The 19,537-nt window shown below is 40.9% G+C and carries 16 protein-coding genes and 1 other annotated feature; of the genes, 9 read left to right on the forward strand and 7 right to left on the reverse strand.

Features of this window, described 5'->3' with window-relative positions; translation table 11 throughout:
- Window positions 1–10: 10 nt before the first annotated feature.
- The 3 genes from rsfS (at window position 11) to leuS (ending at window position 4,036) form a co-directional block, all read left to right on the forward strand.
- Window positions 11–361, forward strand: coding sequence for a ribosome silencing factor (rsfS, locus tag BrL25_RS17435; protein ID WP_003338264.1), 351 nt, complete (start codon window positions 11–13; stop codon window positions 359–361).
- Window positions 362–370: 9 nt separating this feature from the next.
- The gene (locus tag BrL25_RS17440; protein WP_018672944.1) at window positions 371–1,114 is read left to right on the forward strand and encodes a class I SAM-dependent DNA methyltransferase; all 744 of its coding nucleotides are present in this window, start codon (window positions 371–373) and stop codon (window positions 1,112–1,114) included.
- Window positions 1,115–1,153: 39 nt separating this feature from the next.
- Window positions 1,154–1,412, forward strand: a binding site (T-box leader).
- A 152-nt stretch (window positions 1,413–1,564) separates the two neighbouring features.
- The gene (gene leuS, locus BrL25_RS17445) at window positions 1,565–4,036 is read left to right on the forward strand and encodes a leucine--tRNA ligase (protein ID WP_018672943.1); all 2,472 of its coding nucleotides are present in this window, start codon (window positions 1,565–1,567) and stop codon (window positions 4,034–4,036) included.
- A 291-nt stretch (window positions 4,037–4,327) separates the two neighbouring features.
- On the opposite strand, the gene comER is transcribed toward leuS, so the two are convergent.
- The 6 genes from comER to BrL25_RS17480 form a co-directional block, all read right to left on the reverse strand.
- A complete protein-coding gene (gene comER / locus BrL25_RS17450; protein ID WP_018672942.1) occupies window positions 4,328–5,152 on the reverse strand; it encodes a late competence protein ComER in 825 nt (274 codons plus the stop codon).
- A gap of 434 nt (window positions 5,153–5,586) precedes the next feature.
- Complete coding sequence (locus BrL25_RS17455) at window positions 5,587–7,119, reverse strand: solute symporter family protein (protein ID WP_018672941.1); 1,533 nt, start codon at window positions 7,117–7,119, stop codon at window positions 5,587–5,589.
- On the reverse strand, window positions 7,119–7,451 hold the full coding sequence (locus BrL25_RS17460) for a DUF485 domain-containing protein (protein ID WP_018672940.1): 333 nt from the start codon (window positions 7,449–7,451) through the stop codon (window positions 7,119–7,121). Before BrL25_RS17460 ends, BrL25_RS17455 begins: the two co-directional genes overlap by 1 nt.
- 308 nt (window positions 7,452–7,759) lie before the next feature.
- Window positions 7,760–8,572: a ComEA family DNA-binding protein gene (locus BrL25_RS17470; RefSeq protein ID WP_018672939.1), complete on the reverse strand. Its 813-nt coding sequence runs from the start codon at window positions 8,570–8,572 to the stop codon at window positions 7,760–7,762.
- A 106-nt stretch (window positions 8,573–8,678) separates the two neighbouring features.
- Window positions 8,679–10,604: an asparagine synthase (glutamine-hydrolyzing) gene (asnB, locus tag BrL25_RS17475; protein ID WP_018672938.1), complete on the reverse strand. Its 1,926-nt coding sequence runs from the start codon at window positions 10,602–10,604 to the stop codon at window positions 8,679–8,681.
- 265 nt (window positions 10,605–10,869) lie between these two features.
- Window positions 10,870–11,301 (reverse strand): deoxycytidylate deaminase, encoded by a 432-nt coding sequence (locus BrL25_RS17480; protein WP_018672937.1) that lies wholly within the window; start codon window positions 11,299–11,301, stop codon window positions 10,870–10,872.
- Between the two features lie 154 nt (window positions 11,302–11,455).
- Here BrL25_RS17480 and BrL25_RS17485 point away from each other — a divergent pair, with 154 nt between their 5' ends.
- The 5 genes from BrL25_RS17485 (at window position 11,456) to BrL25_RS17505 (ending at window position 17,812) form a co-directional block, all read left to right on the forward strand.
- A complete protein-coding gene (locus BrL25_RS17485) occupies window positions 11,456–13,876 on the forward strand; it encodes a DNA internalization-related competence protein ComEC/Rec2 (RefSeq protein ID WP_026315278.1) in 2,421 nt (806 codons plus the stop codon).
- A gap of 72 nt (window positions 13,877–13,948) precedes the next feature.
- Window positions 13,949–14,497: an RNA polymerase sigma factor gene (locus BrL25_RS17490; protein ID WP_003338255.1), complete on the forward strand. Its 549-nt coding sequence runs from the start codon at window positions 13,949–13,951 to the stop codon at window positions 14,495–14,497.
- Window positions 14,494–15,801: a hypothetical protein gene (locus BrL25_RS17495; protein WP_018672935.1), complete on the forward strand. Its 1,308-nt coding sequence runs from the start codon at window positions 14,494–14,496 to the stop codon at window positions 15,799–15,801. Before BrL25_RS17490 ends, BrL25_RS17495 begins: the two co-directional genes overlap by 4 nt.
- 504 nt (window positions 15,802–16,305) lie before the next feature.
- Complete coding sequence (gene holA / locus BrL25_RS17500) at window positions 16,306–17,349, forward strand: DNA polymerase III subunit delta (RefSeq protein ID WP_018672933.1); 1,044 nt, start codon at window positions 16,306–16,308, stop codon at window positions 17,347–17,349.
- Between the two features lie 199 nt (window positions 17,350–17,548).
- Window positions 17,549–17,812, forward strand: a complete 264-nt coding sequence (locus tag BrL25_RS17505; protein ID WP_026315277.1) for a CPCC family cysteine-rich protein — start codon at window positions 17,549–17,551, stop codon at window positions 17,810–17,812.
- A gap of 56 nt (window positions 17,813–17,868) precedes the next feature.
- On the opposite strand, the gene rpsT is transcribed toward BrL25_RS17505, so the two are convergent.
- Complete coding sequence (gene rpsT, locus BrL25_RS17510; protein WP_003338252.1) at window positions 17,869–18,144, reverse strand: 30S ribosomal protein S20; 276 nt, start codon at window positions 18,142–18,144, stop codon at window positions 17,869–17,871.
- A 244-nt stretch (window positions 18,145–18,388) separates the two neighbouring features.
- Here rpsT and gpr point away from each other — a divergent pair, with 244 nt between their 5' ends.
- Window positions 18,389–19,492, forward strand: coding sequence for a GPR endopeptidase (gpr, locus tag BrL25_RS17515; RefSeq protein WP_018672931.1), 1,104 nt, complete (start codon window positions 18,389–18,391; stop codon window positions 19,490–19,492).
- Window positions 19,493–19,537: the final 45 nt, after the last annotated feature.

Here is a 19,537-nt window from a genome sequence, read left to right on the forward strand (position 1 = left end):
GAGGCCTTCCATGGTACAATTAGACAATCAATTACTTCAACTAGCATATAAAGCGTGTGAAGATAAGAAAGCAGAAAATATTGTGGTACTCGACATCCATACAATTTCCGTTATGGCAGATCGCTTCATCATTTGTCACGGTAACAATGAGCGTCAGGTACAAGCAATTGTTCGCGAAATTCGTGATCAGGTGCACAAAAATGGGTATAATATTCGTGGAATTGAAGGGGAAGAGCAAGGTCGTTGGGTATTAGTTGACTGTGGTGATGTAGTTGTTCACGTTTTCCATAAAGAAGAGCGTGATTTCTATAATCTAGAAAAACTATGGTCGGATGCACCTCGCGTCACTGTAGAAGTGTAGGAAAAGGCTATGTCATATACGCATTTAGCTACAGTCTACGATGCGTTGATGGCGGATACGCCTTATCAGGACTGGCTGGATTGGGCGGAGGACTATTGGCAGATACACGGTAAACCACAGACAATTCTTGACTTGGGATGTGGTACAGGCAGTATTGCCATTCCTCTAGCCCAAAAAGGCTATCAGGTAACAGGTGTTGACTTGTCGCCAGAGATGCTTGCAATTGCCTATGAAAAAATGAAAACATCGCACGTTGATGTAACGTGGCTTGAACAGGATATGACAGAACTCTCAGTCAGCCCGATTGATTCGGTCATTTCATTTTGCGATTGTCTTAGTTACGTTACGGAAAAAGAAGCTGTGCAAGCTACGTTTCAGCGTGTCTACCAGCATATAAAACCAGGTGGAACGTTCCTTTTTGATGTACATAGTCCTTATAAAATTCTCACCTTTTTTGGAAATAACACGTTTACACATGTAGATGAAGAGATTAACTACATCTGGCAATGCTATACAGATGAAGAACGATTAGAAGTGGAGCATGACCTTACTTTCTTTATTCGTTTAGAAAATGGATGTTATCAAAAACGGGAAGAAACACAATACCAAAGAGCCTATCAGCCAATGGAGATCATATTGTGGTTACGAGAAGCTGGCTTTGAAGAAATTAAGCTTACTGCTGATTTTGTAAATCTCCCGCCTGTTGCTGAAAGCGAACGTCTATTTTTTTCAGCCAAACGTCCTCATGATTGACATGTTCCGGTATAAACGACTATAATCGACTCATATATGAACAAAGCGATAATGAGGCCTAGTACAAAGGCTAGATCTGGTACAAGAGAGTTGACGGTAGGTGCGAGTCAACCCGATTCTTTTGGAACTCCCCTCATTGCCTTTTTGCTGAAAGACTTTAGTTGTGTAGGCAAAAGCGTCTGTCCACGTTACGGAAAAGGAAGGGAGCAGGGGACTGGGTAACGTTGCATAGTGTTAAACAGTTGCTTTGCTAACTAGGGTGGTACCGCGAGAAGAAAAAAAACCTCTCGTCCCTAGCAGCTTTTTCGGCTGTTAGAGATGTGAGGTTTTTTTGTGTGTCTTAGTAGCGACGGTATTTGTCTGCTGATGATAATAGACACGGGTAACCTTGTAAACATGATTTTAATGTAGAATAAGGATTTGTGAAAGAGTAGAAGGAGGATGTAGCAAATGTCTATGCCGTACAATCCACAAGAGCTGGAAGTCAAATGGCAGAAAAAATGGAACGAACAACAAACAAACAAAACGGTGGAGGATTCCTCCAAACCTAAATTTTACTGCCTTGAGCAATTTCCGTATCCATCTGGGCGTTTGCACATGGGTCATATGCGTGTATATTCAATCGGGGATGTTATTGCTCGTTTGAAGCGTATGAATGGTTTCCAAGTATTGCATCCAATGGGATGGGATGCATTCGGTCTGCCAGCTGAGAACGCTGCGGTTAAATTCGGAGCACAGCCAGCTACATGGACATATGAAAATATTGACTTTATGAAAATGCAATTAAATCGTCTGGGTGTAAGTATTGATTGGAGTCGTGAAGTGGCGACTTGCTCCCCGGATTATTATAAATGGACGCAATGGCTATTTTTAACCTTCCTAGAACAAGGGCTTGCATATCGCAAGCGTGCTTTTGTAAACTGGTGCCCAGAATGTTCAACAGTACTTGCGAATGAGCAGGTTATTGATGGTTTGTGCTGGCGTTGTGATTCAGAAGTGACTAAGAAGGATTTGGAACAGTGGTTCTTTAGTATTACTGATTATGCGGAACGTCTGTTGACTGACTTAGACAAATTGACTGGTTGGCCAGAAAAAGTACGCACGATGCAAAAAAACTGGATTGGGAAAAGCGAAGGGGCTAATGTCACTTTCACAATTCCAGAGCTAAATGACGAGCAAGTAAAAGTATTTACAACCCGTCCTGATACGCTGTATGGCGTAAGTTATATGGTATTGGCACCAGAACATCCATTAGTGCCAAAATTGATCGCTGGTAAAGAGCAAGAAGCCTCTGTGCTTGCTTTTGTCGAAGAAATGAAGAAAGAGAGTGACATTACTCGCACAGCGACTGATGCTGAAAAAGTGGGTTTGTTCACAGGAGCATACGCAAAGCATCCACTAACTGGAGAGCAAGTACCGATTTGGGTAGCCAACTATGTACTGCTTGATTACGGAACAGGTGCTGTAATGGGTGTACCAGCTCATGATGAGCGTGATTTTGCATTTGCGAAAAAGTATGATTTGGCGATTAAAGTAGTTATTAATCCAGAAAATCCAGAAATCCTTGCTGAAGAAATTGGTGTCGATGCCGCTTATACAGAAGATGGCACATTGATGAACTCTGATCAATTTGATGGAATGCCAAACCGTGAAGCGATTAAAGCGATTGCTGATGTACTGGAGCAACAAGACAAAGGCGGATTGTCTACCACTTATCGTCTACGCGATTGGCTGGTTTCTCGACAACGCTATTGGGGCGCTCCTATCCCAATCATTTATTGCGATAGTTGTGGCGTAGTTCCTGTACCAAAAGAACAACTTCCTGTGTTATTACCAGAAGATGTAGTCATTGATGGAAAACGTAATCCTTTGACTAGTTCTGATGAATTTCTGAAGACGACGTGCCCAACTTGCGGTGGCACTGCAAAACGCGAGACAGACACGATGGATACCTTCATCGATTCTTCCTGGTACTATTTACGATACACAGATGCAAGCAACAATGAACTGCCTTTCTCTAAAGAGAACGCAGACAAGTGGATGCAAGTCGACGAATACATTGGCGGTATTGAGCATGCGATCTTGCACTTGTTGTATTCCCGATTCTTTACTAAAGTGCTACACGATGCAGGGATGCTTTCCTTCGATGAACCATTCCGTAGCTTGCTAACACAAGGAATGGTATTAAAAGACGGTGCTAAAATGTCTAAATCAAAAGGCAACGTCGTAAGCCCAGATGAAATGATCGAGAAGTATGGAGCGGATACGGTTCGTCTGTTTATTCTGTTCGCGGCTCCACCTGAACGAGACCTAGATTGGACAGATACTGGAGTAGAAGGAAGCTTCCGTTTCTTGAACCGTGTATGGCGTCTGGTAGAGAGTAATCAAGAATTGTTCAAAGCTCCTTATCAAGTAGCAGCGAATGATGATGCAGCCAAAGAATTGTATCGCACCACGCATCATACCATTAAGAAGGTAACAGAAGATATTGGTGAGCGTTACACCTTTAATACAGCGATCAGTACGATAATGGAGCTAGTTAATAAGATGTACAGCTATCCAGCAGAAGCAGACCGAGGTACCTTTGCTTTTGCAATGGAGAGCCTTGTCATTCTACTTGCGCCAATCGCGCCACATATCTCCGAGGAAATGTGGCAACAATTGATTGGTAAGACTAGCAGCGTACACATGCAGGAATGGCCAACGTTTGATCCACAAGCACTGGTACTGGATGAAGTGGAAATCGTCATCCAAATCAATGGTAAAGTACGTGACAAGCTGGTAGTTGCTAACGGACTTAGCAAAGATGAACTAGAGAAGCATGTACTTGCTCACGAAAAAGGAATTGCCCTTATTGACGGTAAAACAGTACGTAAGGTAATTGCCGTTCCAGGTAAGTTGGTTAATATTGTAGTAGGTTAATCATCTGTCTCATGTAAAAAGGCAAGCCTCTTCTCCTGATGCTAGAAATTAGCAGAAGGAGGGGGGCTTTTTTCCTTTGTGGATTGTGGACACTCTTTCATTCCCCTATTTACCTATGTACATGTAATAAGTAGTTCATAGTAGATCATATTGAAATGTAAGATGAATAATCGAGGTCAATAGATCAGATTCCACGTAACAAAGTCCCCATGCTACTAGTGTCAGGAGTACGTAATTGATTAGTGACCATCGCGACTATCTATGGTTACAAATGATTCTTTCAATATTGGACTACCGATGTTCCAGCTGTTCTTTCAGTTCATGTTGATCTTCTTCAAATTTCTTTTGTGTAATGCGGAACACATGATGAAATACACCAGGTAAGGAGCCTTGTAAAATTCGTAGTCCTTCTCCTGTAATTCCTCCTGGTACGCAGACGCGTGCCTGTAGCTCTGGTAAGGTAAAATGACCTTGTTTTAATAACTCAGCTACTCCAATTAGCATTTGTGTTGTCAAATGAACAGCTGTTTTATGGGGTAGACCAGTTTCTTCTTCAGCAGACCGAATTATTTGTTGCAGTGTATAGCTGAGAAAGGCAGGTCCGCAACTGGCTATATCTGCTGAGATTCGCAAAAACGGAGCCTGAATTTCCAAGGGTAGACCTATATGTGATAGAAGCTGGAGCAAACGTTCTTTTGACTCATCAGTGGCAGAACTGCCGTATTCGAGCAATACAAGACCACTTAAAGCTTGATTAGTGATGCTTGGAACTGCACGTATGACCTGACAAGGGACTAAATTCTCCAGGTCTTCTACCACTATAGGACTGGTAATTGTAACTAAAACCTGTTCACTGGAAAGAGCAGAAGAAAATTCGGCTAATGCTGTTCGATATTCTTTTGGCTTGACACATAAAAAAATAAGATCGGAATTAGTAACGACATCAACATTGTTCGTAGCGATTTGCAATCCTGGAAATTGTTCTTGTAGAGCTGACAATTTGTGTGAAGTTCGATTATAGGCTCTTATTTGATTGGGTAGTACTGCCTGAGAACGAATGAACGATTGTATGAGCATCCCCCCCATACTCCCAGTTCCAATAAAACCAAGTCGCATGATAATCCCTCCATACTTCTTTTTTGTAAAGAACTGTACAAGCAATGCATTTCGTTCTAAAAGAGGTCTTTATATCTTATGTGGTAAAGGAGGGGTTCATGTTTTTTTAAAAGAGGTAAGGTTTATATTTTCATAACAAACCTACCCAATAAAATAACAAAAATATCTTTCTACGCTATGGTTTTCGCAATTGTTCCAACAATAATTGCACTAAAAAAGAAAAATCCTGAAAATGTTCATGAAGAACTCCTTTTAACGATAACATAACAACATTGGAACTGAGATTCGTATGAAGCCCAGTGAAAAAAGAAGGAAGTACATTTCCTTCGTTAGTACATGAGTATTAGAATAATTTGCATGACAGGATGTTAAGAAAAAAGCTGAGCACGAGCAGGATGCCAGCTTTTTTCAAAATGCTATTGAGACAGTAGCATCTATGCTTGTTCTTTGATGCCTGTGTTTGCTATTACATAAATCTCATCAAACTTGGCAGCATCCTGCTTTTTAGATAAGAAGGTTCCTAAAAATGCTCCCAAGAAACCTAACGGAATTGAAATAATACCTGGATTTGTTAATGACAGGAGAGGAGTACCAACTAGAATTGCCTTACCAGGAGCCCCCCAAATATTAGGACCTATAGAGACGATGACAAGGCAGCTCATCAGGCCAACCAAGATACCACTAATTGCACCCGCAGTGTTAAATCTTCTCCAAAAAATAGTAAAGATAATTACAGGGAGATTGGAACTAGCCGCAACTGCAAAAGCAAGAGAAACAAGGAAAGCTACGTTCATTTTTTGAGCGAACAAGGAAAGGATAATAGAAATAATAGCAACCCCAACAGACGCCCAACGTGCTACCGTCATCTGCTCCTTTTCCGTTACTTGACCTTTACGTAGGATGTGCGTGTAAAAGTCATGTCCAAAAGCAGATGCTGCTGATAAAACTAATCCTGCGACTACAGCTAATATAGTCGCAAAGGCAACAGCTGAAACAAAAGCGAATAAGATGTCTCCACCTAATACTTTTGCGAGTAGAGGTGCCGCCATATTTCCTCCTTTATCCGCCGCAAGGATGCTTTCATGACCTACGAAAGCAGCAGCACCAAAGCCAAGGAAGATTGTCATGACATAAAAGATTCCGATAATCCATGTGGCATAAACTACAGAACTACGGGCAGTAGGAGCATCCTTCACTGTAAAAAAACGAATGAGAATGTGTGGCAAACCGGCTGTCCCCAGCACCAGTGCTAAATTTAATGAAATGGTATCCAACCCATTGGTAAATTTGTTGCCGGAATGTAAGAATGTTTCCCCTAATGGTGTTGCTGTCTGAATATGATTAAACATAGCACTGAAGCTAAATCCAAATTTTGCAAAAACAATTAGCGAGATAATAAAGGTTCCACTCATCAGAAGAACCGCTTTGATGATCTGTACCCAACTTGTTGCTGTCATACCACCAAATACAACATAGATAGTCATCAACGTACCAACAATTAATACAGAGGTTGTGTAATCTAGATTAAGTAAAAGCTTTATAAGTCCACCTGCACCTACAAGCTGTGCAATCATGTAAAAAATGCTTATGGTAATGGTATTTAATGCTCCTACTCCACGTACACGCTTATCATTAAATCTGGCAGCTATCATGTCTGCAAAAGTATATTTCCCAAGATTGCGTAACGGTTCTGCCACGATATATAGAACGACAAGATAGGCGACCAAAAATCCGATGCTGTAAAAAAATCCATCGAATCCAAATAAGGCGATCATTCCTGCTATCCCAAGGAAAGAAGCCGCAGACATATAATCACCAGCGATTGCCCAGCCATTTTGCCAACCAGTTAAACCACCACCAGCTGTGTAAAATTCGCTGGTTGTATTTGTACGTTTAGAGGCAAAATAGGTAATAACTAAAGTACCTAATACAATGAGTAAAAAGAGCGAAAAGGCCAGTACATTCATTACATTTCCACTCCTTTTCCTATATCTTGTTTGATTTCTTCAACCATGGCGTCTAGCTTTTTAGCTTTGCTAGAATAAAGCATACAGAGCACCCATGTCATGATGAATTGCGCAAAGCCAAAAATCCAAGCCCATGTTACTGCGCCAATCGCTGGTTGGTTTATGGAAGGTACATATGAAGTCAGAATGGGTAATAGAAAATAAAAGATGAAGAAAAAGATCGTCATAGGTAATACAAATCCATTTTTTTGTTTCATTAGCATTTGAAACTTAGTTGATTTAGCTATTTCCGTATAATTTATAAGACTGGGCTGATTCTTTTGATTTGACATACCATCCCTCCTTAATGTAATTGTAGAGGTGTATGTAGCCGTAGTTGTGTATAGGAGCAATGAACGATCTTCTCTCATGGCATACATAATTGTTTCAGGATCAATGACATACATTTAAAGGCTAGATGAAAGTGAATTTCCCGATCTAATAATTGGCGAAACAGGGGGATATGTGTCAAGATAAAAGTCAATATCAAAAGAAGCCCCATCCGTTCTACCAAAACAAGTGTTAATTGCTCCACGGGTGATCGTCCCTTCACAAGCCTTGTTCCTTCTATTATACATATGACTGAATATTCAGTAAATATTTATTCGTAAATTGCAACCTTTTTTATTTTTTCAAAGGTCTTCTTACCTATACCCGAAATTTTCATCAAATCTTCTAGTTTAGCAAAGCCCTTCTTATCGCGATAGGAAATAATATCTTCTGCTCGGGTTTTCCCGACTCCTGGTAATTTCATCAGTTGTTCCAACGTAGCGGTTTTTATATTGATTTTAGTAGATGAAGATGGAGGTGAAGAAGCTGGCAAAATGGTTTGGAGAGACAAACTGGGTTGAAGAAATGAATTAGCAGGTTGGTTAGGATGAGCGGTGGCTGACTCTTGTAAAGTAGGAACATATAAAACCATTCCATCAGTTAGCTTTTGTGCCAGATTAACTCGTTTTTGATCAGCTTGTGCTAAGAAACCACCAGCTTTTTGGATAACATGCATTACTCGTTCATTTAAAACAAAAGAATATAAACCAGGATGTGTGACAGCTCCTTTAACATCAATATAAAATGAATGATTTGAGTCACTTATTCGCTCATCTTTAGCAAGAGAGGTATCTATAGCTAAAGAGTCCCTTGTATCAGACAGTATCTTTTCTTCAGAATTCTCTTTTTTACCTGTGGTTGTCTTATTGCTTACCGTAGAATTTTTTAGTTCAAGTTCTATTTGCTTAGTTGCTTGTAATTCGGTCTTTGCAGCGCTTTCCTTTTCTGCGAAGGCAACAGGAGTAAGTCCAGACACAGTGCTTGATTCGTCAGTGGGGTATATCCAAAAGCTAAGACCAATAAATAAAAGGGTAGCACTCACAAAGATCCATTTTCGATAACGATCCCACAATTCCATAACCATTATTATCGCTCCTTCACATCTTTAAGGACATCGTATAAAAAGATAGAGGGGAGTGCAAAAAAACCTTTCAATCTAGTCGATTGAAAGGTTTCGAGGTAAGAAGTTACTATCTGGCTATGCTTGATGCATTATTTTGCTTGCGAATTTGAACGGCAGGGCTTACATAGGGTTGGAAGGAATACTTCTGTTCGATAAAGATCTGATGCCACAGCATAAAGATTAGAATGGTCCAGATCTTACGGCTATAATCACCGTGACCTTCCTTATGTTCATCTAGCATGTACAAAACATAAGCTTTATTAATTAAATGATCTACTTTTGCTTCAAAAATCAATTCTTTCGCCCATTTGTAGAATTCATTCTTTAACCAATGACGGGTAGGAACTGGGAATCCAAGCTTTGGACGAGTTTTGATTTCAGGAGGCAAAAAGTCCTTCATTGCTTCTCTTAAAACATGCTTGGTTGTACCTTCTGCAATCTTGTATTTGGTCGGAATGGTCGCTGCGAATTCAAATACTTTTGGATCGATGAACGGTACGCGTAACTCCAGAGAGTTTGCCATCGTCATTTTGTCAGCTTTCATTAAGATGTTACCGCGAAGCCAAGTATGGATATCTAAATACTGCATTTTGGTTACGTCGTCATAACCTTGGACACGTTGATAAATTTTTTGGGTGATATCTAGTGGAGATTTGTAATGGGAAGCATGTTTAATATTCTCCATTACTACTTTCTCCTTAATCTCTTCACTGAAGATCATAGCATTTCCAAAAAAACGCTCCTCAACGGTTTTAGAGCCACGAATCAAGAAGTTTTTCCCTTTTATGCTATCTGGAAAATGTTCAGCAACGCTACGCATGGAGGATTTCATCCAGTCTGGCATATGTTTAAACATCCGAAGGGAGTGAGGCTCACGATAGATGTTATATCCACCAAAGAATTCATCTGCCCCTTCACCAGATAGCACAACCGTAACGTGCTCGCTAGCCATCTCTGCTACGAAATATAGGAGAATAGCGGATGGATCTGCTACTGGTTCATCCTGATGCCAGATGAGACGAGGTAATTCCTGCAGATAACGCTCTGCATTCATGGTGACCTCGTGATGCTCTGTACCTAGATATTCTGCCGTACGACGCGCGTAATCTAGCTCACTGTATCCTGGGATATCAGAGCCAATCGAAAAGGTTTTGACTGGTTCAAACTTACGTAACATGCCCACGATACTACTGGAGTCCACACCACTGGATAAAAATGCACCGCGAGAAACCTCACTAACTCGGTGTTTATCTATAGAATCTAGCAAGATGGAGCGGGTACCTTCTACAAAATATGAGAATGGCTTACTTTCATCCGGTTCAAAGTGAACGTCCCAATATTGTTCAATTGTTATCTTATCATCTTGAATGATAAAGAAATGACCTGGAGGAATGCGATATATTCCTTCATACATTGTCTCAGGGTCAGGAACATATTGAAAGGTTAGATAATGATAGAAACCTTGTTGATTGACTGCACGAGGTACACCGGGCAGTTCAAGTAAGCTCTTTATTTCACTGGCTACAGCAATCGAATCTGCTGTTTCCGTGTAGTAGAGCGGTTTGATTCCAAAATGATCACGTGCTCCGAACAGAAGGCGTTTACGGCTATCGTAAATAGTGAAGCCAAACATACCACGAAGCTTTTTCGGTGCATCAAAGCCAACCTCTTCATACAAATGAAGAATGGTCTCAATATCTGAATCGGTTTGGAACACGTGACCTTGTTCCTTTAACCATGTCTGTAGTTCTTTGTAGTTATAAACTTCTCCGTTACCGATAATCCAGATATCTTTTGTCTCATTAAACAAAGGCTGATGACCGCCAGCAACATCAATGATGCTAAGACGGCGGAAGCCTAATGCAATATTATCTTCTACATGGAAACCATCGTCGTCAGGACCGCGGTGCAAAATCACGTCGGTCATTGCTTTTATCGTTTCTAGTTGTGCAGGTGCTTGATGCTTATTGAAGAACGAAACAATTCCACACATTCTCTTAGACTCTTCCTCTCACAGGGTGGTCCCCTGAAAATACACTATCTTAATCTAACATGGATTCCAAGCAAGCGCAATGCGACAGTTGACTCGATTAAAGTAGGGAGGGTGGACAAAAAAATCTGAACGGTGACCTTGTATTGTTTTTTCGTTTCTCCTAAAAATCATCTCTTTTGCTCGAATGGAAAAGCCTCTATATCTTACCTTATAAACAAAAAATAGGTCCTCTTATCAGAAAGAGAACCTATTTCGATAACGTGTTTTAATTGTTTCTAGCGTCCGAAAAAGGTAGGTGAACGACCTCTATACCTTTTAGGAAATGCTCATTCCATTTATTGGCATATGCATGACGGTACACGATCCGTGCGATACCTGATTGAGCGAGTGTCTTAGCGCAATTTTCACAAGGTTCATGTGTGACGTAGGCGGTAGCTCCCTTCAGGCTATCACGATCTGCATGTAAAACACTGTTAACTTCGGCATGCACTGTTCGTACACAACGTCCTGCTTCATTAATCAAACATCCACCATCATCACAATGATCATGACCATGGATGGAGCCATTGTAGCCCGTTGCAATAATATGTTTATCCTTGACAATTACGCTACCCACATGAAGGCGGGGGCAGGTGGAACGGCTGGATACCTGATCGGCAATATCTAGGAAATATTCATCCCAACTTTTTCTCGCCATGTTGCTTCTCTCCTTTGACACCAAACACTGTTCTTACTACTATGTATTATAATTTTGCTCTATTATACTATAACCTTTCCCGTTTTCTCTATTATTTTGTCCTTATTCTCACTCCTATAATGGATTGACGAATGGATAGAAAGGTGGAAAATGGGTGGCAACCTATCATTTTTTTCGGACATCACTATGTTGGATTGTAGGTATTGGGCTTAGTAATTTGGGAAGGCTCAATCTCTTTCCACCTTCTTCTTATTTATGGATCGGATTTGTTCTATTAATATTGGCGTCGATCTGGTTGAAGGGCCAGAGGAGGAAATGGAGCTTGTTAATATTGGGTCCAATCCTTGCTGGAGCCTGTTATTTTAACTGGTACGATGGTCGTAATGTTTCTGAGCTGGTGCACTATACAACAGTGGAAGAACCTGTTTTTTTACAAGGAAAAATTGATTCTCCCGTAGAGCGAGATGGGGATTTGGTGAGATTCTATGCACGAATTAGTCATGTGAAAAGTGAGCAAAGAATGAAGACCCAACCCCAGAGACTTCACATAGAGGAGCGAGTTCTTGTTCGTCTCAAACTACAGCAAGAAGAACAAATCGATACCATAAAACGTTGGCAATCGGGTAATACATTTCAGGCTCAAGCTACAATAAAGCACCCAGGTACAGCGCGTAATCCTCATGCGTTTGACTACAGATCTTATCTTCACTACCAAAAAGTAGCGGTATTGGCTGAAATAGATTTTATGGTCATGGAGGTTCAGGAGGGCAAAGGTGATTGGCGGGCCTTTTTTACTAGATGGCAAAGAGCGGAAGCCAGACAATTAGAGAAACTAATAATGAAGCCTGAAATCATAGGCTTTTTTAAATCACTTTTATTAGGTCAGCAATCGGAGGTAGAAGCCGATCTTCAAACGGTTTATGCAGATTTAGGATTTATTCATGTGCTTGCTATTTCTGGATTACATATCACGATCGTATCTAGCGGCTTTTTATGGCTATTACAAAGGATTGGTGTTCCCAAAAAAGCTTCTTATGTGATAGGAATACTATTTATATTGATGTATGTGGGCTTGGTAGGTATGGGAGTATCAGCTGTACGATCTGGTTTTATGGGGATTCTAGGATTATTAGCACGGTCTAGGGAAAAATCTGCGCAAGGCCTAGAGATACTAGGTGTCACTGGGCTCATTATGTTAATGTACGACCCATATCAATTATTTCATCTAGGATTTCAATTATCTTTTTTTATTACGATGGGATTATTGGTCTTTGTACCTTTGCTAGTACAACTAGAATGGCCTATGCCAAATTGGGTGGTTTCCACACTAGCAGTTACACTCGTTTCCCAACTAATCTCATTCCCCTTTCTCATTCATTATTTTCATTTGTTTTCACCGATTTCATGGCTGGTTAATGTATTATTGGTACCTGTTTATTCGTATGTTATTTTGCCGCTTGGATACATGTTGCTGCTTTTTTCTCATGTACATATTGCATTGACTTACATACCCTCCGTTGTAGCTGATTATCTTTTAACCTCTGTTCATTCCTTTCTTACATTCCTTCATCAAACAAAATTTCCATTGCGGCATTGGACACATCCTGTTTGGTGGTGGCATGTACTATATATAGGGTTTTGTGCTGGTTTTTGGGCGATGTGGCATTTCGGTTATCACCGTAAAAAGGATCTTTTTGTGACAGCATTTATCTTCGTTTTGTTGGTTATTATTGCACGCGAATCATGGGGGAAAAAAGGTGAGGTAGAAATTACCATTATTGACGTGGGGCAAGGAGACTCTATAATAGTTGAGATAGACGATTCTTTCGTATATGTAATAGATACAGGAGGAACGATCTCCTTTGGAAAAGAGCCTTGGCAAAAACGAAGAAATCCATTTGAAGTCGGCAAGGATATCGTACTGCCTTATTTGCGCTCTAAAGGAGTGGAACGCATCAATTGTCTAGTGCTGACGCATGGTGATCATGATCATGTAGGAGGGGTACAAGCACTGCTACCGTCTCTAAAGGTGGATCGTGTACTTACCAATGGTAGACAACCAAAGGCTGAGGCAGAATGGTTCCAAGCTTTACATAGGGAACAAATCAGTATTTATACGGGATATTCAGGCTATACCTGGCAGGATAATCCGAATGTTACGTGGACTTGGCTATCCCCTGATCCTAAAGAGACACAAGAGAGTTCTGAAAATAATGCCTCTGTTGTCCTGCTCTTATCTGCGTATGGTGTAAACATATTGTTAACAGGCGATTTGGAAGAATCGGGAGAACAAGAATTGTTACAACGCTATACATTACCTCCGATTGATCTTTTAAAGGTAGGGCATCACGGGAGTAAGACTTCAAGCAGTGAGGAATTCCTGAATGCCATTACCCCTGGTGTTTCATTGATTTCAGTAGGAACTAACAATCGGTACCACCATCCTTCCGAACAAGTAATAGAACGTTTTAAACAACAGAATACACAAATTTATCGCACGGATCACCATGGAGCGATTACTATTACGATTAATGAAAATGGATACAAAATTACTCCTACATTACAACCAGAATAATTAAAATGATGATGGATTATGTTTGCAACTTTCATGAAGTTGCCTACGTCTGAAAGGAAGGAGAGAGCGCTAATGATTGAAGCTGACCTGATCAAAAAGGCGCAGGCAGGAGATCAAGAAGCTTTGGTGGAACTGCTTCGCTCCATTGAGAACACTGTGTATCGGAGCGCTTTCTATATTACGGGTAACGAACACGATGCAATGGATGTAGCCCAGGAAGCTTTATTACGCGTCTTTAGAAAAATTGGCACCTTTCAGGAAAAAGCCAAATTTACCACATGGGTTCAACGTATTGTCAGCAACATTTGTATGGATCGCTTTCGGGCAAAAAAGGAGACCTTATCCATCGATGAATATGAACTGACGCTACAAGACAAACAAAATGTTGAAGATACGATTTTGTTACATAGCATGTCAGAGGATGTTCATCGAGCAATTGCCAAATTACCGGAGCATTATCGAGTAGTTGTTGTGCTTCGCTATTTGCAAGATTTTTCCTATCAAGAAATTGCTGATACTTTGGACGTACCGCTCAACACGGTGAAATCTTATCTGTTTAGGGCTAGACATCAATTGCAGACACTGCTGCAGGAATATGAGAAGGGGGGGATAAGAGGATGACGCAGGATGACATCCATGATTGGATGCAAAGAGATTTGGACGATGATTTGTCTGTGGAAGAAAAACGAATGTTACAAGCTAAGTTAGCTGAGAACCCAGAGTATATGCTCCAGTACGAACGTTTACAAAAAGTTTCTGATGGATTGGCAAACCTGCCAAGAGTTACACCACCGTTTAGTATTGTTGATGCGCTCTTACCTCAATTGGAGCAGTCCCGAGTAACCCCTGAACCAGCGGCTGTTACACAGACAGCACCACCTCGTCTAGAGTTAAAACAGAAACAAGACAAATCAGCAGCTAAAAACCGCCGTTTGCCATTGTGGATGGCCAAGGTAGGGAGCGGAGTTGCGGCAGCTTGTTTGTTGCTAGGAATTTTTGTTATGGCCAATAAGGACAAAAATGAAACAATTGTTCTTACGAATGGGGCTTCTGGTCATGTACAAGAGGAAGTATCAAAAAAATCATCGGGTGACTTGATCACGAAGGACGTACCAAAAACAGAAAAACCTAAATCTACTACTTCTGATAAAAACACAGATGTAAACGAGAAGGGACAAAATTCACAGGATGCTTCAAAAGAGATTCCGGTTAGTACACCAGATGATACCTCTAGTGAATTAAAAGGAAATCAAAAGCTGGAGGAGAACAAGCAGGAACACCAACAGAACAGGCCTAACGATAATAAGTCTGATGCCGAAAATAGTATAGCAATGGCTCAGAAGGATGGTCATCTGAAGGGTGGTAACCAAACGGATGGAAACCAAACGGATGGAAACCAAACACAGCATGAGATGGCTATTGCTCCTACAATAAAAGATAACCACGCTTCGACTTCTGGTAAAACATCTGCTCATGAGCAGTCGTTATCAGAAGATGCACTATTCTCTTTGATTCCTGATCAGGTGGACAACTATAATAAGCTTGATCAAGAAGGTAAGGTTCAAGCGTGGGAAGAAGCGTCTAAGGAAGTGCGAGAATTTTTGCAGGAGCATCCTGATTTACAAAATGTTAAAAATCAGAAAGAGTTAGAAAAGGTTATTCAAAATGCCATTGAGCGGGCGCTGAAGGAACAGAAACAACGAGAAGAAGAAAAAAAGCAAAAAGCGGAGCAGCAAGCTAAAGATAAGCAAAAAGAATGGGAAAAACAGCAGAAAGAATTAGAGAAGAAGCAAAAAGAGCTACAAAAAGAATGGGAAAAACAAATGAAAGAATGGGAGAAGCAGCAGGAAAAGCAACAAAAAGATGCAGAAAAGCACCTAGAAGAGTGGACCAATCTACAAAATGGATGGAATTGGCATAAATAATGATTGGCAATCAATATCCATCAGATACTGGAAAACAGAAGGCACCGATTCAAGAATGCTTGCAAAGACAGCAGAGTATATTCTTGCATTCAGGGGCCATTGGGTGAAAGAAAACGGGCTAAAAAAAGAAACCTCAGTTGTATTAACAAATAGGATGTTTCTCATTTATGCAACGATAAGCATTTCGAAGCTTGGGGATAGCGTAGTCTTCCTTCCCTTTTCTTAGATTGAGTCATCATGCAAAGATAGGACGAACGCCAAATTTTGCATAAGACTGACACCAAAAAGTGCGTTTTGCGTAAGATAAAGTATCAAGCACCCCCTGCTTCCCGTGTAGAGAGAAAACATCCGGGGTTTTCTCTCTAGCGTTTACATAAAAGCGAATGTTGCTTGGTTAAACCATGACTGAGAAGGTCGTGGTTTTTTTGCGTGCAAGCCTAAGCGTGTTATAATAAGGGAACTGAAAAAATCCAGGGACTTGCGAGTAACAAAGGGGAGATCGGAATGCCGTTACGCACGGCGATGCGGGAGATTAAGCAGAAGCGATTTGCTCCGGTATATGTACTATATGGGCCGGAGACTTATCTAAAAGAGGAATTTATGGCCTTGCTTCGTAAAGAGATGATTGACCCGACATACGCTGACTTAAATATAGGAATGTACGACTGTGCTCAAACACCTTTTGAAGATATATTACTAGAAGCAAATACATTGCCTTTTTTGTCTGACTATCGTCTGGTTATTGCCAGTAATGCATATTTTTTAACTGGGGCAAAACCACCAAGTAAAGTAGAACATAACACAGATGGCCTCCTAGATTACTTAAAGGACCCGACACCAAGTAGTTCACTAGTGTTGGACGTACAGGCAGATAAGCTGGATGAACGAAAAAAATTAACCAAGCAATTGCAACAACGCGCTGTTGTTCTTGGATTTCAAACGTTGCAAGACGCCGATTTATATGGGTGGATTGAACGGACTGCCCAACGATTTGGTGCACAGATTGAACGAGAGAATGCTATGTTGTTGGCAGAGCGTGTTGGTTCAGAATTACGGCTATTAGTTAAAGAGATCGAAAAAATGGCGCTCTATGTGAAGACGACTGACAATCAAACGGGAGAAATCACCCGTGGAACAATTGAATTGTTGGCCTCGCGGACGTTAGAGCAGGATGTCTTTTTTCTCGTTGAAGCTGTTGTTACTGGTAGAGTAACAGATGCGTTTCGTACTCTATATGATTGCTTGAAGATGGGAGAAGAGCCGATTAAATTGATGGCGTTATTAGCAAGACAGTTTAGACTAATATATCATGTTAAGACCCGTTCTCCACTAGGTTATACGCAGCAGCAACTAGCTGGTATGCTAAAGATGCATCCTTATGCGATTAAAAAGGCGATGGAGCAATCGAGGCATTTTTCAGAAGCTAGTTTACGGCGATTGCTAGGGATTCTTGCAGAAGAAGATTACCGGATGAAATCAGGACAGACTGACAAGAGATTAGCTCTGGAGGTATTTATAACGAAGGTAGGGCAAGAGTTGCAGCGATAAAGAGTAGACAGGGCTTTTACAACCACGACGAGGACTCGGCTATTAGTATGTAGGAAATGGCTGACAGTGTCAGTAGTGTTATTGAAATTAAATCAAGAGGGCTCTACAGAGTGCGTATACTCGATGTAGGGCTTTTTTTATGATAGAATTCCAACAAGACAAAATAGAGTTTACAAGTAATGTGCGGGGTAAAATGGAAATGAAAAAAACATGTCCATGCTGTGGATATATCACATTGAAGAGTGAACTTCATGATATTTGTGAAATTTGCTTTTGGCAAGACGATCCAAATTGCTGGGAACGACCAGATGAAGTAGGAGGTGCTAATGGGGATTTGTCATTGAGGCAGGCACAACAAAACTACCTAAGCTATGGAGCTTGTGAGGAGTGTTGTCTGGACGTGGTTCGCCCACCAAATGAACGAGATATAAGGGATCATGCTTGGAAGGTGTTTTCTCACTAAATAAAAAAACCCTGCAAACCAAAGGTTGCGGGGTTTTTTGGCCTGTCAAAACGAAATTATGCTACAGGAGCAGTAAGAACGTTAAGTTTTTTCATCAGGCGAGATTTTTGACGATTAGCTGCGTTTTTATGAATAAGACCTTTCGTAGCAGCCTTGTCAATTTTCTTAACAGCTGCAAGAAGGGTTGTTTTAGCTAATTCCACGTCAGAAGCAAGAACTGCTTTTTCAAAGTTCTTGATTGTTGTACGAAGATCAGATTTTTGAGAAGCGCGTTGAGCACGGCGTTTTTCGATCGTCTTTGTACGTTTGATAGCGGATTTAATGTTTGGCATACTTTCACCTCCTTAAAACAATAGAAAAGACCATAGCAAAAGAAATGCAACAAATAGTATTCTAGCATGCGTTTGGTGCATTTGCAAGGAATGATTTTGCGAATAAAAATGACAGAAGCAAGCAACCTAGTACTAAGAAATAAGAAGAGAACTCACGATAATCTGGTTCTTAACAACAAGGACTTAAAAATGAGCCAAATTAGCTTATTGTACGGTTACTTTTCCCTACTTGGAGGCGAATAGAATGAATGTACATAACATTGATTTATCAAAGTATGCAATCCGCACTGATTTGGCAGTAGAAGCACATGAGATAGCTCGTGAGCAGAATCAAAGTGATATTCCGGGGGTTTTCCTATCAACAGATAGTTCTGAGCCTGGTATTACCGTGACAAGAGTACAGGTTGAGAATGAAGATGCAGGTAAACAAATCGGTAAGCTCCCGGGGAATTACGTGACGATTGAGGTGCCAAAACTAAGAGATAATGACTCCGAGTTGGAGGGGGGAGTGACCAAGCGATTTGCCCGAGAGTTTGCTAGATTTCTACATGAACTCGGATTAACAGAGGACAAGAAGGCGTTAGTCATTGGTCTTGGAAATTGGAATGTAACGCCTGATGCACTAGGCCCGCAGGTTGTTGAAAATTTATTGGTAACTCGCCATTTGTTTGAACTAGCACCAGAATCAGTTCAAGAGGGATATCGTGAAGTTAGCGCGTTGTCTCCTGGTGTATTAGGTATTACGGGTATTGAGACTAGTGAGATTGTTTTTGGCGTGGTAGAGAAGAGCAAGCCAGATTTTGTGATTGCGATTGATGCCCTTGCTTCCCGTGCTCTACATCGTGTCAATACAACCATTCAGATTGCGGATACGGGAATTCATCCAGGATCGGGTGTAGGAAATAAGCGTAAATCCATTGACCAAGACACATTAGGGGTTCCCGTCATCTCTATTGGAGTTCCAACGGTGGTATTTGCTTCCACCATCGTAAATGACGCGATTACCTATTTATTAGGTCATTTTAATCAATCGATGCAAGAGCAAAATCGTGCATTCAATCGACTCACTGCCTCGGAAATGCCGGAGCGTAAGGAACCTTATACGGAGGAAGACTTGCCTGATATGGAAAAAAGGGGAACCTTCATGGGATTAGTTGGGCAGCTATCTGAGGATGAGAAGCGACAGTTAATTCATGAGGTACTGCGGCCACTTGGGCAAGAATTAGTTGTAACACCTAAGGAAATAGATGATTTTATGGAAGGGATTTCTAATATAGTAGCAACAGGACTTAACCAAGCGTTGCATAGAGCAGTTTCAGAGGATAATGTGAGTGCCTATACGCATTAAAAAAAGTAGGTTGCTTCCATATAATAACAACTAATAAAAAAGCTT

This window comes from Brevibacillus laterosporus DSM 25 (genome assembly GCF_002706795.1).
GTDB lineage: Bacteria > Bacillota > Bacilli > Brevibacillales > Brevibacillaceae > Brevibacillus_B > Brevibacillus_B laterosporus.